General features: G+C 39.4%; 12 protein-coding genes and 1 pseudogene. 6 read left to right on the forward strand and 7 right to left on the reverse strand.

Going from position 1 to position 14182, the window contains the following annotated elements; all coding sequences use genetic code 11:
- The first annotated feature begins 199 nt into the window (after positions 1-199).
- Together ccsA and J5X91_RS05800 are read left to right on the forward strand one after the other, a co-directional pair.
- The gene (gene ccsA / locus J5X91_RS05795; protein ID WP_011327630.1) at positions 200-1006 is read left to right on the forward strand and encodes a cytochrome c biogenesis protein CcsA; all 807 of its coding nucleotides are present in this window, start codon (positions 200-202) and stop codon (positions 1004-1006) included.
- Between the two features lie 61 nt (positions 1007-1067).
- Positions 1068-2336, forward strand: a complete 1269-nt coding sequence (locus J5X91_RS05800) for a CNNM domain-containing protein (protein ID WP_140391177.1) — start codon at positions 1068-1070, stop codon at positions 2334-2336.
- A gap of 58 nt (positions 2337-2394) precedes the next feature.
- On the opposite strand, the gene J5X91_RS05805 is transcribed toward J5X91_RS05800, so the two are convergent.
- Positions 2395-3006 (reverse strand): hypothetical protein, encoded by a 612-nt coding sequence (locus tag J5X91_RS05805; RefSeq protein WP_058372888.1) that lies wholly within the window; start codon positions 3004-3006, stop codon positions 2395-2397.
- Positions 3007-3139: 133 nt separating this feature from the next.
- The gene (gshA, locus tag J5X91_RS05810; protein WP_208834224.1) at positions 3140-4717 is read right to left on the reverse strand and encodes a glutamate--cysteine ligase; all 1578 of its coding nucleotides are present in this window, start codon (positions 4715-4717) and stop codon (positions 3140-3142) included.
- A 427-nt stretch (positions 4718-5144) separates the two neighbouring features.
- On the opposite strand from gshA, the gene J5X91_RS05815 reads away from it, so the two are divergent.
- On the forward strand, positions 5145-6692 hold the full coding sequence (locus tag J5X91_RS05815; protein WP_208834225.1) for a PAS domain-containing methyl-accepting chemotaxis protein: 1548 nt from the start codon (positions 5145-5147) through the stop codon (positions 6690-6692).
- Positions 6693-6753: 61 nt separating this feature from the next.
- On the opposite strand, the gene clpB is transcribed toward J5X91_RS05815, so the two are convergent.
- The 3 genes from clpB to rluD all read right to left on the reverse strand — a co-directional run bounded on the left by clpB (position 6754) and on the right by rluD (position 11139).
- Entirely contained in the window at positions 6754-9330 is a 2577-nt protein-coding gene (clpB, locus tag J5X91_RS05820) for an ATP-dependent chaperone ClpB (RefSeq protein WP_208834226.1), read from the reverse strand.
- 97 nt (positions 9331-9427) lie between these two features.
- The gene (pgeF, locus tag J5X91_RS05825; RefSeq protein WP_208834227.1) at positions 9428-10162 is read right to left on the reverse strand and encodes a peptidoglycan editing factor PgeF; all 735 of its coding nucleotides are present in this window, start codon (positions 10160-10162) and stop codon (positions 9428-9430) included.
- A complete protein-coding gene (gene rluD, locus J5X91_RS05830; RefSeq protein ID WP_011327623.1) occupies positions 10162-11139 on the reverse strand; it encodes a 23S rRNA pseudouridine(1911/1915/1917) synthase RluD in 978 nt (325 codons plus the stop codon). The genes pgeF and rluD overlap by 1 nt, the downstream gene beginning before the upstream one ends.
- A 141-nt stretch (positions 11140-11280) precedes the next feature.
- Here rluD and J5X91_RS05835 point away from each other — a divergent pair, with 141 nt between their 5' ends.
- Positions 11281-12045, forward strand: a complete 765-nt coding sequence (locus J5X91_RS05835; protein ID WP_182678528.1) for an outer membrane protein assembly factor BamD — start codon at positions 11281-11283, stop codon at positions 12043-12045.
- Between the two features lie 64 nt (positions 12046-12109).
- Here the strand turns inward: J5X91_RS05835 and glnB are convergent, their stop codons facing one another.
- On the reverse strand, positions 12110-12448 hold the full coding sequence (glnB, locus tag J5X91_RS05840) for a nitrogen regulatory protein P-II (RefSeq protein ID WP_011327621.1): 339 nt from the start codon (positions 12446-12448) through the stop codon (positions 12110-12112).
- 160 nt (positions 12449-12608) lie between these two features.
- Here glnB and J5X91_RS05845 point away from each other — a divergent pair, with 160 nt between their 5' ends.
- Positions 12609-13172 (forward strand): GspH/FimT family pseudopilin, encoded by a 564-nt coding sequence (locus tag J5X91_RS05845; RefSeq protein ID WP_208834228.1) that lies wholly within the window; start codon positions 12609-12611, stop codon positions 13170-13172.
- A gap of 68 nt (positions 13173-13240) precedes the next feature.
- Positions 13241-13778: pseudogene (locus J5X91_RS05850) on the forward strand (GspH/FimT family pseudopilin).
- Here J5X91_RS05850 and J5X91_RS05855 read toward each other — a convergent pair.
- Positions 13760-14179 (reverse strand): type IV pilin protein, encoded by a 420-nt coding sequence (locus J5X91_RS05855; protein ID WP_208834229.1) that lies wholly within the window; start codon positions 14177-14179, stop codon positions 13760-13762. The pseudogene J5X91_RS05850 and the gene J5X91_RS05855 overlap by 19 nt on opposite strands.
- Between the last annotated feature and the right edge of the window lie 3 nt (positions 14180-14182).

A 14182-nucleotide genomic window follows, 5' to 3' on the forward strand; every position in this document is an offset into this window, starting at 1 on the left:
TGTGCGCTGTATTAATAGAATTAATATTATTAAATTTCAATTAAAAGCAGTATACCGTAAATGGTGTCTTACAATACAGTGTTCAAGTGCAGCTTGTTGAGTTTCTTTTTTTAAGGTCTATGCATTTGCTTTGCTATAAAATACAATGGCTATATAACAATCATTAATTATTTGACTCAAATTAAGTGGCCCAAGCACAATGCTGATTATTAGCTTAACTATTATTGCCAGTTTATTTTATGTGTTAGCAACGTCTTACGTGCTCTCACGGTTGTTTCATCAACAAGGCCCTAGCCAAAAGCTAACTATTATATTGAGTACTGTGGCTATTTTGGCGCACATGCTGTTGTTAGTAAATTCGGTTTTTAGAGCAGACGGACAAGATTTAAGTATTGTCAATGTGGCGCTTTTAACCTGCTGGGTTATTGTGATTTCTGTCACTACGGTATCGTTAAAGTTTCCGGCGACCTTATTATTGCCGGTCGTGTACGGCTTTGCTGCACTACTAACTATGGCAAGCTTGTTTATACCACACCATATTTTACTGCAAAGTATTGATGTTGATGTGGGCTTAGTAACCCATATTTCGTTATCATTACTCGCTTACTGTATTTTAATTATTGCTACTTTATATGGCGTACAATTTTACTTTATTGATAAGCGCTTAAAGCGTAAAGATTTAGCTATTGTACACAGCCATTTACCACCACTAATGGTGGTTGAACGCCAACTGTATCAATTGGTTAACTTAGGTACTATATTACTCACTTTGGCACTATTGTCGGGATTTGTATTTCTCGATGGTATGTTCGCTACTCAATTTATCCATAAAACGATATTATCGCTTGTTGCATGGTGTATTTTTGCTGTGATTGCGCTTGGCCATATGAAAAAAGGCTGGCGTGGTAAACCTGTGGTTATTGCTATTATGGTTGCTGCTTTTATTCTTACACTGGCTTATTTTGGCAGTCGTTTTATACAAGAAGTTATTCTAAATAAATTTTAACTTGACTCTACTAACTCACTCTAGCCTAATACACGCTAGTTTATAATAAAAGGATCCATCGTTGGACGCCATATCGACCAGTACCTTGTTTATCATTTTAGGTTTTTTGGTACTTTTTTCTGCTTATTTTTCTGGCTCAGAAACCGGAATTATGTCAATCAATCGTATACGCCTGCGACATCTCACCAAAGAGAATCATCGCGCTGCTAAACGTGTCAGTAAATTACTTAGTCGTCCGGATAGGCTCATTGGTTTAATTTTAATCGGTAATAATTTAGTTAATATTGCCGCTGCACAAGTTGCTACTATTATTGGTATTCGTTTATACGGTGATTTAGGTATTGCTGTGGCAACAGGTGCGTTAACCTTAGTAGTGCTTATTTTTGCAGAAATAACCCCAAAAACACTTGCTGCTCTCTACCCTGAAAAAGTTGCCTTCCCAAGTTCTGTTGTGCTTAAAGGATTACTAAAAATCCTTTTCCCATTTGTCGTTGTTATTAACTGGCTAACCAACGGCATATTGCGGTTATTTGGTATTAGTGCGGCACAAATAGATGAGCACAGCATGAGTAAAGAAGAGCTAAAATCAGTACTTAATGAGTCTGGTGCACTTATTCCTGCGCGTCACCAAAGCATGTTGACCTCAATTTTAGATTTAGAACAAGTAACCGTTGAAGATATTATGATCCCACGTAACGAAATTGTGGCCATAGATATTAACGATGAATGGAAACTTATTAGCCGCCAACTGACTCATGCACAACATACGCGTGTATTGTTATATAGAGATAACATAGATGACGCGGTGGGATTTATTCATTCGCGTGATGCGCTTAGGTTACTTACAAAAGAGCAATTTGATAAACCATCGTTGCTACGCGCTGTACGTGAAATTTATTTCATTCCTGAAGGCACATCACTAAATACGCAGCTATTAAAGTTTCAGCAATCTAAAGAGCGTATTGGCTTGGTGGTAGATGAGTATGGCGACATTCAAGGTTTAGTTACCCTAGAGGATATACTTGAGGAAGTGGTAGGCGATTTTACCACCACCCAAACTCGTACGCCAAGCGAAGAAGTAACCACACAAACCGATGGCTCGTGTATTGTAGATGGCGGTGCTAACGTGCGCGACTTAAATAAAGAAATGGGCTGGGAGTTTCCACTCGACGGGCCTAAAACACTCAGCGGCTTAATAGTTGAGTATTTAGAAAACATTCCTGATGCCAATTTAAGTTTGCGTATTGCCGGCTACCCTATTGAAGTACTTGAAGTAAAAGAAAACATGATAAAGCTGGTTAAAATACAGCCGAAAAAACGTAAAAAATAAACTAAAAAGGAGCCAATTGGCTCCTTTTTTGTAGGCTAAATAAATACAACAGATGTTATTAGCCAAAAAACAAACGCTCTAACCACCCTTTATTTAAATCTGCTTCACAACGCTTTAACTGCGCACCATAACGGCTCGCACGGTGTTTTACTTTATTAGCCACACCCATTAACCATTTTTTCTTTTTGTAAGTACCGCGTTTGTAACCGCCCCACCCTTCGTGATAATTAAGATACTGACCGTAGGCATCCCATTTAGATACGCCGTTTATTTTATGGGTTTTATAAGCAAACCAGCCCATAAAGTCGATAGCATCATCAAAGTCGTCTCTATCGGCGCCACTATTCTTACTTTCACGAATATAATCAGACCAGGTCATCGTTTTTGCTTGTGAGTAGCCATAAGCAGAGCTTGCTCTACCGGTAGGAATAATCCATAAGAAATACTGCATTGGTGGAGCTGCGTCATGTTTAAACGAGCTTTCTTGGTACATCATGCTCATAAGTACGTGCTTGGGAGCGCCCCATTTTTCTTGAGCATCTTTGGCACCAAAGTACCAACTTCTTTTTTCTTCAAAAATTTTACAAATATCATCAGGCTGCTTTGGTGGAGCGGTGGCACAACCGGCTAAACTAAGCGCTAATGATAAAACAACTACATTTTTTTTCATTTGGTTTATCTCGCTGAACTTTTGCAAAAATCAGTAGTCTGATTTTAACAATGCAGCAGAGCAGCATTGTTTCTTCCCTAAAATAATTACGCAGCTACCTTGAGCTGCGTTTTTTTTGCTTAAAACTAACTATTTATTTAGGATCAAAATAAGCATTTAAAAATGCGGTAAATGATACTGAGTCACTTTGCTCAATAGCACGCTGAGCGTCGTTAGAGCGTGTAACTTGCTCCTCTAACCATTGCTTTGAAAACACTTGATAGTCTGCAGCTTGATGGCTTTGCTTATACTTTTCAGCAATTGCTAGCGCATAATGGCCGTTATCTAGCCCTGAAGCTTCTAACTCAGCTACATAACGCCCAGAATATGTAAGTTCTGGGTTATTAATCCAAGTTGCCATGCGCTCAATAGTACTTGAATAATAACTAACGCCGTAGGCAGTATCCATGTATTTTGCCACTTCACTTAATTGCGAAAATATATCTTCACCCCAAGATTGAAGGGTACGCGGTTGATTAAAGTAATTAAGTTCAAGGCCTTTTTCTCGCCCTTTATTTACTACTGTATCAAGATTTTCTGTGCTGCGTGTTTGCTCTTCCCAATCCATTGCCGGTGAGCTTTTTAATAAACAATAAGTTAAAAACACATCTAAAAAGTGGAACTGCTCTATATCTATGCCCACTTCACTAAATGGATTAACATCTAATGCGCGAATTTCGACATATTCAATACCGGCTCTAAGTAGTGCATCTGTTGGTGTTTCACCGTTTTTAGCATTACGTTTAGGGCGAATTGGCGAATAAAATTCGTTTTCTATTTGCAGAATATTCTTATTTAACTGTTTTGGATTTTCGCTGGTGTAATCGTCAAGGTTGCCGTAAATATCTGAAGGTGTGTTAATTGATTTTTTCAAACCAGCTACATATTCATCTAACGAGTTATACATTACACGCAGTGATGATTGTGCGCTATTGGTGTAACCTAAGTTACCTAAGCGCAGCGCAGTGCCTACTTCTAAATACAGGGTGCCTTTACCTAGTTTTTTAAATGGTAAATCGGTTTTTCTACCCTGTAAAAACGAACTACATAACGCAGGTGATGCACCAAATAAATAACTGATCAGCCATAATTCACGTTTAAAATTACGAATAAGCGCTAAGTAACCATCAGATATAAAATTCTCTAAACTAAGGTCGCTATTTTTTAGCGTATGTAATGACTGCCACAATGAATCTGGAAACGAAATATTAAAATGCACACCAGCAATAGCTTGCATCATACTGCCGTAACGGTTTTTTAACCCTTCACGGTAAAGCGTTTTCATTTGCCCTACATTTGAACTGCCAAATTGCGCAATAACTATGTCGTCTTGATGTTCAATAAAGCACGGCATACTAATAGGCCAAAGTAATTCGTCACCCATTTTTTCTAGGGTAAACTTTTGTAAGTCTTTTAATTGCTGCAGCGTTTGTGTGGACGATTCACTAACTGGGGTAATAAATTCAAGTAACGACTCTGAAAAATCGGTCGTAATTTGGCCATTGGTAAGCGCACTGCCCACCCCTTCTGGGTGTTTTTGTGCAGAGATAACGCCATCACTTTTAATTCTTAGTGACTCACGCTCAATACCACGTTTTATTCCGTTAATTGCATGTTTATGCTGCGTTACTGAAAGAGCGTCAAGCGCGTTTGTTAGATCATGTGTTGCCAAAAAATACTTCCTCGAGCCAAGTGGCTTAATCATAAGGTTATGGGGTCTAATTACCTATACTCAAGATAAATACTAAGAAAAAATACTATTTATAGTTCTATTGTATCTGCTTTGCTTTAAACACGCTTTATTTAACGCCATAAACGATAATCTTGCCATTGCTATACAAAATATACAATTGCTTTGCACTATTATTTATCTTATCAAAACAAAAGCTAATCGTACTAAAGTAAATAATTAGCTAACTATTAGCCGTATTAGTCCCATACTGGTATGTTATATATAGCTTATATAACTTTAATCTTGATTTAGATCACAAATACAGGCAATAAATAAACTGAGTGACCTTCATAATGGGATTACCCTACTACCGCTTTATATAAGCAAGTATAATAATAAGTATTACAAAGGATGATTAAAGAATAATATGCGTAGTAATCAAAGCTTAATAAATGAAGAAGTGACCTTCGAAGAACAACAAGAACTGGTATCAACAACTGATTTGCGCGGAGTGATCACTTATGCTAATCAAGCGTTTTGTACTATAGCCGGGTATGATATAGCAGAACTTACTGGTAAAAATCATAGTATAGTGCGCCACCCTGACATGCCAAAAGCTGCATTTAAAGAAATGTGGGAAACATTAAAGCAAGGCCACTCTTGGCGCGGCGCAGTTAAAAACCGTTGTAAAGATGGCCGCTATTACTGGGTTGATGCATTTGTAACTCCTATTTTTGAGCACAGCCAATTAATTGGTTATCAATCTGTAAGAACCAAATTAAGCCCACAGTTAAAACGCCGTGCAGAACTATTTTACAGTAAAGTAAATGCTAAAAAGTCATTCTTTAATTGGCGCGAACGCACAAGCTTAAGACAAAACTTAAGTGTATTTGCTTTATTATTTTGGTTAGTTGCAACTGCTGTATGGTCTTCATTTACTATTGCACTAATTAGCTTAGTGGTTTGCTTAGTTATACTTGCTTTAAATTATGATGAGCTAATAACAACGCCAAGAATATTAAAGCAGCAAAAACAACAGGCCGATTCTATATCTCGTTATATTTATAGTGGCCGACACCCTCACAGTATTAGTGATTACAGAGAGCAAATGCTAAGCGCTAAATTACGCACTGTACTGGGGCGTATGAAAGACTCTACCTTAAGCTTTAATGATATTGCTTTAAATTTAGATCAACAGTCAACGCTCACAGAGCAAGGTATTTCATCGCAAGGCTCGCAGCTTGAGCAAATAGCATCTGCAATGGCGCAAATGAGTTCGACTATAGGTGAAATATCAAGTAACACCTGCACCACTGCCGATAAAGTAAGTGTTACTTATCAAAGTTGCTCCGATATAAGAGTACACATTGCCGATAATAATGCCATGGTTTCTGATTTAGCCGTTCAAGTAGAGCAAGCAGCAACAACCGCTAACAGCCTAGCTTCAGAAGCCGATAAAATTGGCCAAGTAATGAGTGAAATTGAAGGTATTGCCGAGCAAACTAACTTACTTGCGCTAAATGCTGCCATAGAAGCTGCAAGAGCAGGTGAGCATGGCCGTGGTTTTGCTGTAGTTGCCGATGAAGTAAGAGCGCTTTCATCAAGAACACAAAATGCCACTGCGCAAATTCACAGCTCAATAAAGGAAATTCAAGACACCTTGTTTAGCTGGTCAAAAATAATGCAAAACACGAAGCAACAAGCCGACAGTTGTGTAAATACTACAACGCAAACACAGCAAGAGCTTGATAGCATTTTCACTCAAATTAGCGAAATAGCGCAACTCGCTACTGGTATTTCGGCTGCTGCAGAAGAACAACAAGTAGTGAGCCACGACATAGGTACTAATGTAGAGCAGATTAAAAACCTAGGTGATGATAATTTAAACTTAAGTTTTAATGTTGCCAGAGGCGCCGCTGAGTTAGTTGAAGGCTCAAGAAAGATCAACGACTTACTGCTTACTTTTAAAATTTAATTGTCAGCACAAATAAAAAAGCCGCTATGTTAGCGGCTTTTTCGTTTTTACTTTATAACGCTTAACGGCTTGAAAACACTAAACCGTCGTCATTTACATCAATTACAACAACACTGCCTGGTATATAATCACCATTAAGTAATTTTTGCGCTAATGGATTTTCAATCGTTTGTTGAATAGCTCGTTTTAACGGACGCGCACCATAAACCGGATCAAAGCCACTTGCGGCAATACGCTCTAAAGCAGCGTCGCTTATCTCGAGTAAATAACCCATTTGCGTTAAACGCTCACGTAATTTACTTAACTGAATATCAGCAATCTCTTTAATGTGCTCGTTAGCCAGTGGGTGGAAAACAACAGTTTCATCAATACGGTTAATAAACTCAGGTCTAAACTCATTGATTAAAACATTCATCACTTTTTCTTTCAAAGTAACGTAATCGTTATTGCCCGCTTGCTCTTGAATTATATCTGAGCCTAAGTTTGAGGTCATGATGATAACGGTATTTTTAAAATCAACCGTGCGTCCTTGACCGTCGGTTAAACGTCCATCATCTAAAACCTGTAGCAAAATATTAAACACATCTGGGTGTGCTTTTTCTATTTCGTCCAATAAAATAACTGAGTAAGGTTTACGACGCACGGCTTCGGTTAAATACCCGCCCTCTTCGTAGCCAACATACCCAGGAGGCGCACCAACTAAACGTGCTACTGAATGTTTTTCCATAAACTCAGACATATCAATACGCACCATGGCACTTTCGGTGTCGAACATATAGCCGGCGAGTGCTTTGGTTAATTCTGTTTTACCGACCCCGGTTGGGCCTAAAAACAAAAACGAGCCAATCGGGCGATTAGGATCGGCAAGCCCTGCACGTGAGCGGCGAATAGCATTAGCTACCGCTACAACGGCTTCATCTTGTCCGATTACTTTTTCATGCAGTTTTTCTTCCATCTGCAATAGTTTTTCTCGCTCACCTTGTAGCATCCGCGATACTGGAATACCGGTCCAACGCGAGAGTATTTCGGCTATTTCATCTTCGCCCACTTGATTTTTTAACAAGGTCATTTCTTGCATTTCTGCTTGCGATGCTAAATCAAGTTTACGTTCAAGCTCTGGTATGCGGCCGTATTGTAGCTCCGACATACGCTGTAAATCGCTGGCTCTTCGAGCTACATCCAAATCAAGTCGTGCTTGCTCTAGCTCAGCTTTAATAACCTGAGTGCCTTGTAAAGATGCTTTTTCGGCAGTCCATATTTCATCAAGCTCATTGTATTCACCTTCAAGCTCGGTGATCAGCTCTTGCATTTCAGTACGGCGTTTTAAACTGGCTTCGTCTTTTTCTTTGGCGAGTGCGTTGTCTTCAAGTTTTAATTGAATAATACGGCGCTCTAACTTATCTAACGACTCTGGTTTTGAATCTATTTGTAGACGAATAGAAGAGCCCGCTTCATCTATTAGATCAATTGCTTTATCGGGTAATTGACGGTCACTAATATAACGATGCGATAATTGCGCAGCAGCAACGATAGCAGGATCGGTAATTTCGACAGAGTGATGTAGCTCGTAACGCTCTTTTAAGCCACGTAATATAGCAATCGTGTCCTCAACCGAAGGCTCCTCTACTAATACTTTTTGAAAGCGACGCTCAAGGGCGGCGTCTTTTTCAATGTATTTACGATATTCATCAAGGGTGGTTGCACCTACGCAATGTAATTCGCCACGGGCAAGTGCCGGTTTTAGCATATTGCCTGCATCCATTGCGCCATCACTTTTACCTGCGCCTACAATAGTGTGTATTTCATCAATAAATAAAATCACTTGGCCTTCTTCTTTAGCCAGCTCATTTAATACTGATTTTAATCGCTCTTCAAATTCGCCACGGTATTTAGCACCGGCCACCAGCGCGCCTAAATCAAGCGAAAGTACCCGCTTGTTTTTTAATCCCTCGGGTACTTCACCATTAATAATACGCTGTGCTAAACCTTCGGCAATCGCGGTTTTACCTACACCTGGTTCACCTATTAACACTGGGTTGTTTTTAGTTCGGCGTTGTAAAACTTGAATTGTTCGGCGAATTTCATCATCTCGACCTATAACCGGATCAAGCTTACCTTGCTCTGCACGTTCGGTTAAATCTATGGTGTATTTTTCAAGTGCTTGGCGTGTTTCTTCGGCATTTGGATCATCTACCTTTTGCCCACCACGCACAGCATTAATGGCCGTTTCTATTTTTTCGGAGGTGATATTTAAGGTTTTAAAAATATTACCCAGCGGGCCTTTATCGTCGCAGGCTGCTAATACAAACAGTTCGCTAGAAATATATTTATCTTTACGCTTTTGCGCATACTTATCGCATAAGTTGATCAAGGATATAGTGTTGTTCGATAGCTGCACATCGCCGCCTACGCCTTCCACTTTAAATAGTTTTTCTATTTCTTGGGATAGCTTAGTATTAAGCTCGTCAGCACTAACACCTGCTTGCGCTAATAACGCGCGCACGCTTGAGCCGCTTTGCTTTAACAAAGCATACATTAAGTGTACCGGCTCAATAAATTGATGATCGCGGCCAAGGGCTAAAGATTGCGCATCAGAAAGCGCAGACTGAAATTTACTGGTAAATCTATCTAAACGCATTGGGGTTACCTATTAATAAAACTCATTGCTTAAATAATGGGTATGTTAGGGGGGTTGTTCAAGGTGTTGCAGAAAATATAATCATTATATTGATAAATTAGTTGCGCCAGATCAAACTTGCCATGCGTCCGGTTTGGCCGTCGCGTCGGTACGAAAAAAACTGTTCAGTTTGAGAAACCGTACAGTGCTCACCACCGGTAATATTTATAATCCCTAATTGACGCAATTGAATACGTGCAAGGTGATAAATATCGGCAAGGTACTTTTGGTTTGCACACGCTTTAAACGCTTTGGCAAACAAAGGGTTTTGGGCATTAAACAATACAAACACCTCGCTACCTACCTCAAATTTATCAGGCCCTATTGCGGGACCTAACCAGGCACTTATTTCACTTTTTTTGGCATTAAAGCAGTTTAGCGTATTTTTAATTACACCTTGCTCTAATCCACGCCAACCAGCATGTATGGCAGCTACTTCTTTGCCATCGTTACTGGCAAGTAAAATGGGCAAGCAATCGGCGGTCATTATTACCAAAGGCTGAGCAACTAGTTGTGTATATAGTGCATCTCCTTGATGGTGAGCGTTAAATTTAAATTGCTCATCAACAATGAGCACATCGCCACTATGAACTTGATCTATCCATACAGCACTATTTGGTAAATGCTTGTTCAACAAAGCACGATTTTTTAATACCTGTTGTTTATTATCACCAACATGCAGCCCTAAGTTTAAACTCTTAAACGGCGCTTCTGAAACACCGCCTACACGTGTGGTACTTAATGTACTCACACCTGTTATAGGGACTTGCCATGCTGCTGATAAAAACTGCATTATCTATCTATGTCAGGATTAGCTTTTGTGTCTTCACGCAGTGCCAGTGTCATAGCAACCATGTCATCTGGTATAGGTGCTTGCCAGGTCATCATTTCACCCGTAATTGGGTGCGCAATACTTAATTTAACTGCATGTAATGCTTGGCGTTTAAAGCTACGCAGTAACTCAAACAACTCAGGCGTTGCTCCTTTAGGTGGACGCGGACGGCCGCCATAAGACTGATCGCCAATAAGCGGGTGATTTAAATAAGCCATATGCACACGTATTTGGTGAGTACGACCGGTTTCAAGGCGTAAACGTAAACGTGTATGAGCACGAAACTTTTCAGCAACACGGTAATGTGTAATCGCTGGCTTACCCTGTTCATGTACATCCATATGCGTACGTTGCGTTGCATGGCGGCCAATAGGCTTTTCAACCATACCACCAGCGGTCATTGTGCCATTGCAAAGCGCTTCGTATTCACGCGTGAAATTTTCACGTTTTTGCAGTGCGGTTACTAAATGCGTTTGTGCCGGAATAGTTTTAGCTACCACCATAAGGCCTGTAGTATCTTTATCTAATCGGTGCACAATACCCGCGCGAGGTACATTAATAATTTCTGGGTGGTAATGTAGCAATGCATTTAGCACTGTGCCATCTGGATTACCTGCACCAGGATGAACTACCAAGCCCATAGGTTTATTAATTACCAAAATATCATCATCTTCATAAACAATGTCTAATTTGATATCTTGCGCTATGTATTCACGAGGTGCTTCAATGGTTGTTTCAACATTAAGTACTTCACCACCAAGCAGTTTAGTGCGTGGTGTGTTGAATATTTCGCCATCAACGGTGATTTTATCATCCAAAATCCACGTTTTTATCCTTGATCGTGAATAATCAGGGAACAATTGTGCTAATACTTGGTCTAGACGTTTACCACCTAAATCGGTTGGAACGTCGGCTTGAAGAGAAATTTGCTCTGACATTAGTAATTTTACCCAATTTACCAGTGCAAGCTTTGCTCGACTGGGTTAGAATCGCTTTTAATAAAAGCATAATATAATACGCATAGTTTACTCGGTTTTACCGACTTGGCCTAGCCGTAGACAACGAAGGTAACAAATAAAATGATAAATAAAATAGGGAAACGTGCATTCGCCATTGTTTTTTCAGTTTCAGTGCTTAGTTTAGGTGCTTGTTCGTCGGCTCCTGACCAAGAAGACATTCAACGTGTACCTAATAAATCGGCTCACGCTTTGTATGAAGATGCCAAGCAAACTTTAGATTCTGGTTTATATGCACGCGCAATTGAACTTTTAAGTGCTATTGACTCTCGCTACCCGTTTGGCCCATTTTCTAAACAAGTACAAATGGATTTAGTCTATGCGCATTACCAATCGGGTAATACCGAGCAAGCACTAGCAACAATCGACCGTTTTATTCGCTTAAACCCAAATCATAAAGATTTAGACTACATGTATTACATGCGTGGATTAGTTAACATTAAAGCCGATAAAAACGCATTCCAAGAATATTTTGGTGTTGATAGAGCTGACCGCGATGCTAACCGTACACGTGTGGCCTTTACCGATTTATCAACCTTGGTTAAGCGTTTCCCACAAAGTGACTACGCCCCAGAGGCAAAACGTCGTTTAGTGTGGTTGTTAAACCGTATGGCAAGGTATGAGCTAAAAGTGGCCAATTACTATTATGAACGTGAAGCCTACTTAGCAGCTGCTAACCGCGGTAAGTTTGTAGTAGAACATTACTCTCAAAGCAGCTACTTAAACTCTGCACTTGAAATGATGGAAAAAAGCTACGATAAGCTAGGCTTAAGTGAGCTTAGCGAAGACGCTAAACAAACACGAATTTTTAACAGCAGAAATAAATAATTAATTAAAAAGGCGCTTACTAACTTGAGTAAGCGCCTTTTTAGCGTACTTGTTGTAATAAAGCTTAAATCGCTTCTTCATCTTCCTCAGCGGTACGAATACGCACAACACGCTCAACCTCAGTGACAAATATTTTACCATCACCAATTTTTCCTGTTTGTGCCGTTTTAATTATTACCTCAATTGCACGGTCAACATCATCATCGCCCAGTACAATATCTAATTTAACTTTAGGTAAAAAATCAACCATGTATTCCGCACCACGATACAACTCGGTATGGCCTTTTTGACGCCCAAACCCTTTAACTTCAGTTACTGTCATACCTGTAATGCCTACTTCTGATAGGGCTTCACGCACATCATCAAGCTTAAAAGGTTTAATGATTGCTTCTATTTTTTTCATATTAATTACTTTTTAAAGCTACAGTTGCCTCGATTTTAGACAATCACAAGGCTCATAGCAAACAAAGTGACTGTATTACGGTGATAAAACAATCTGTCATGCTATGATTATGCTAATAAAAATAGCTATACTAAAACAATAAGTAACCTACGGGATCAATATGAAAAAAATACAATACGGATTCACTTTACTAGAGCTGATGGTGACTGTGGCTATTGTAGGCATTATTGCCACCATTGCATTGTGGAACAGTAGCGACATGCTAGAGGAAAACCGCGCCGAGAACTTTCTATTAGAACTAAAACGTAATATTAGTTATGCCCGCTCGCAAGCAGCTACTAACGATGAAATAGTTGTTGTATGTCCTGCCCCAAATAACGAAGTTAAAACCAGTAACGACAAATTAGCATGCCAAAGTGACTGGGGGTCCACTAATATGATTATCTTATTCGTAGATATCGATAACGACGGTGAATACGGCAAACTTCCCGATAATCTGTTACGAGTGATGGCTGCAATTCCTGCAAATGACACGTTAAACTATACCGGCAACATCAATAACCTAAGTTTTAACACTAGTGGCCGCATTACCACAAGCCCTGGGGATTTTATATATTGCCCTAATAGCGATAACAAAAATAATAAAGTACTTACCGTATCGCAATCTGGCACCGCTTTTTATCTTGGTGATGGTGATGGTACGCATGAATGCCTTTTAAAATAAACCTTACATTGTTATTTTTTGATTGTTTACTAACCAAAATAATCGCCTCTCCATTTAAGGCTTCAGGGATGAAGTTAATCGCATATTCAACTAAGCATAATGGTATAACCTTACTTGAGCTAATGGTAACAATTGCTATTGTGGCTATTACTAGTCAGTTTTCTATATGGTTTTTTCCTGATTTTTTTAGCGATAAACCGTGCAGACAACCAGGTTAATTTATTATATCGCAATATAAACTTTGCTCGCCTTTACGCCATAGAAAACGGTACATACGTTACTTTATGCGCGTTAAAAAACAATGAATGTCAAAAAGGTGATTGGGAGGAGCAAATATCGTTATTTATCGATAACGATGAGCTAATGCTAAGCACCTTTGAACACACCCATGAGTTTGATAGCTTAGAATACCCACGAGATGCAATTACCTTTAGGCCTGATGGCTCGTTAAATGGTTTTCAAAACGGCACCTTTATTTATTGCCCTAATAGCGATAAAGCAAACCTCGAAGGGCTTGCTTTATCGGTAAGTCAAACGGGTAGAATACGCATTAAATCAACTGACAAATGCCAGCAAAAACAAGCCGCTTACCTACCCCAGCAATAATCATTATCTGAGCCGCCTTTAGTCCCCTTAGCGCCTTTTAAACCTATGTCGGTAATGGACATTTCAGTACAGTCACCATCTCCTTTTACCGGCCCTGCAATAGGTTTTGCTGTGATTGTAAAAGTACTTTTATCAACTACTTTAATCGCTAATTCGAAATGCCCATTCTCTGTTTTACTTTGAATCCCTAAATCACTCGCTAATTCTGTATATTCTCTGTTATCTACAAAGTACTGCTCTTCTTTATTAGCTGCATCTAATAATGCAGCAACTGCCTCTGCACGCGAAGCACGCTTCACATACTCTGTATAATTAGGCAATGCAATTGCTGCAAGTATACCGACGATAGCAACTGCTATCATCAGCTCAATTAAGGTAAATCCATGTTGCTTTTTATTCATTTA

The sequence above is a fragment of the Pseudoalteromonas sp. K222D genome, from assembly GCF_017653575.1.
GTDB classification, from domain to species: domain Bacteria; phylum Pseudomonadota; class Gammaproteobacteria; order Enterobacterales; family Alteromonadaceae; genus Pseudoalteromonas; species Pseudoalteromonas nigrifaciens.

What these genes read in the sequence shown, in the direction of transcription:
- ccsA (WP_011327630.1), top strand. Translation starts at nt 200, where the DNA reads ATGCTGATTATTAGCTTAACTATTATTGCCAGTTTATTTTATGTGTTA.
- J5X91_RS05805 (WP_058372888.1), bottom strand. Translation starts at nt 3,006, where the DNA reads ATGAAAAAAAATGTAGTTGTTTTATCATTAGCGCTTAGTTTAGCCGGT.
- J5X91_RS05815 (WP_208834225.1), top strand. Translation starts at nt 5,145, where the DNA reads ATGCGTAGTAATCAAAGCTTAATAAATGAAGAAGTGACCTTCGAAGAA.
- clpB (WP_208834226.1), bottom strand. Translation starts at nt 9,330, where the DNA reads ATGCGTTTAGATAGATTTACCAGTAAATTTCAGTCTGCGCTTTCTGAT.
- pgeF (WP_208834227.1), bottom strand. Translation starts at nt 10,162, where the DNA reads ATGCAGTTTTTATCAGCAGCATGGCAAGTCCCTATAACAGGTGTGAGT.
- rluD (WP_011327623.1), bottom strand. Translation starts at nt 11,139, where the DNA reads ATGTCAGAGCAAATTTCTCTTCAAGCCGACGTTCCAACCGATTTAGGT.
- J5X91_RS05835 (WP_182678528.1), top strand. Translation starts at nt 11,281, where the DNA reads ATGATAAATAAAATAGGGAAACGTGCATTCGCCATTGTTTTTTCAGTT.
- glnB (WP_011327621.1), bottom strand. Translation starts at nt 12,448, where the DNA reads ATGAAAAAAATAGAAGCAATCATTAAACCTTTTAAGCTTGATGATGTG.
- J5X91_RS05845 (WP_208834228.1), top strand. Translation starts at nt 12,609, where the DNA reads ATGAAAAAAATACAATACGGATTCACTTTACTAGAGCTGATGGTGACT.
- J5X91_RS05855 (WP_208834229.1), bottom strand. Translation starts at nt 14,179, where the DNA reads ATGAATAAAAAGCAACATGGATTTACCTTAATTGAGCTGATGATAGCA.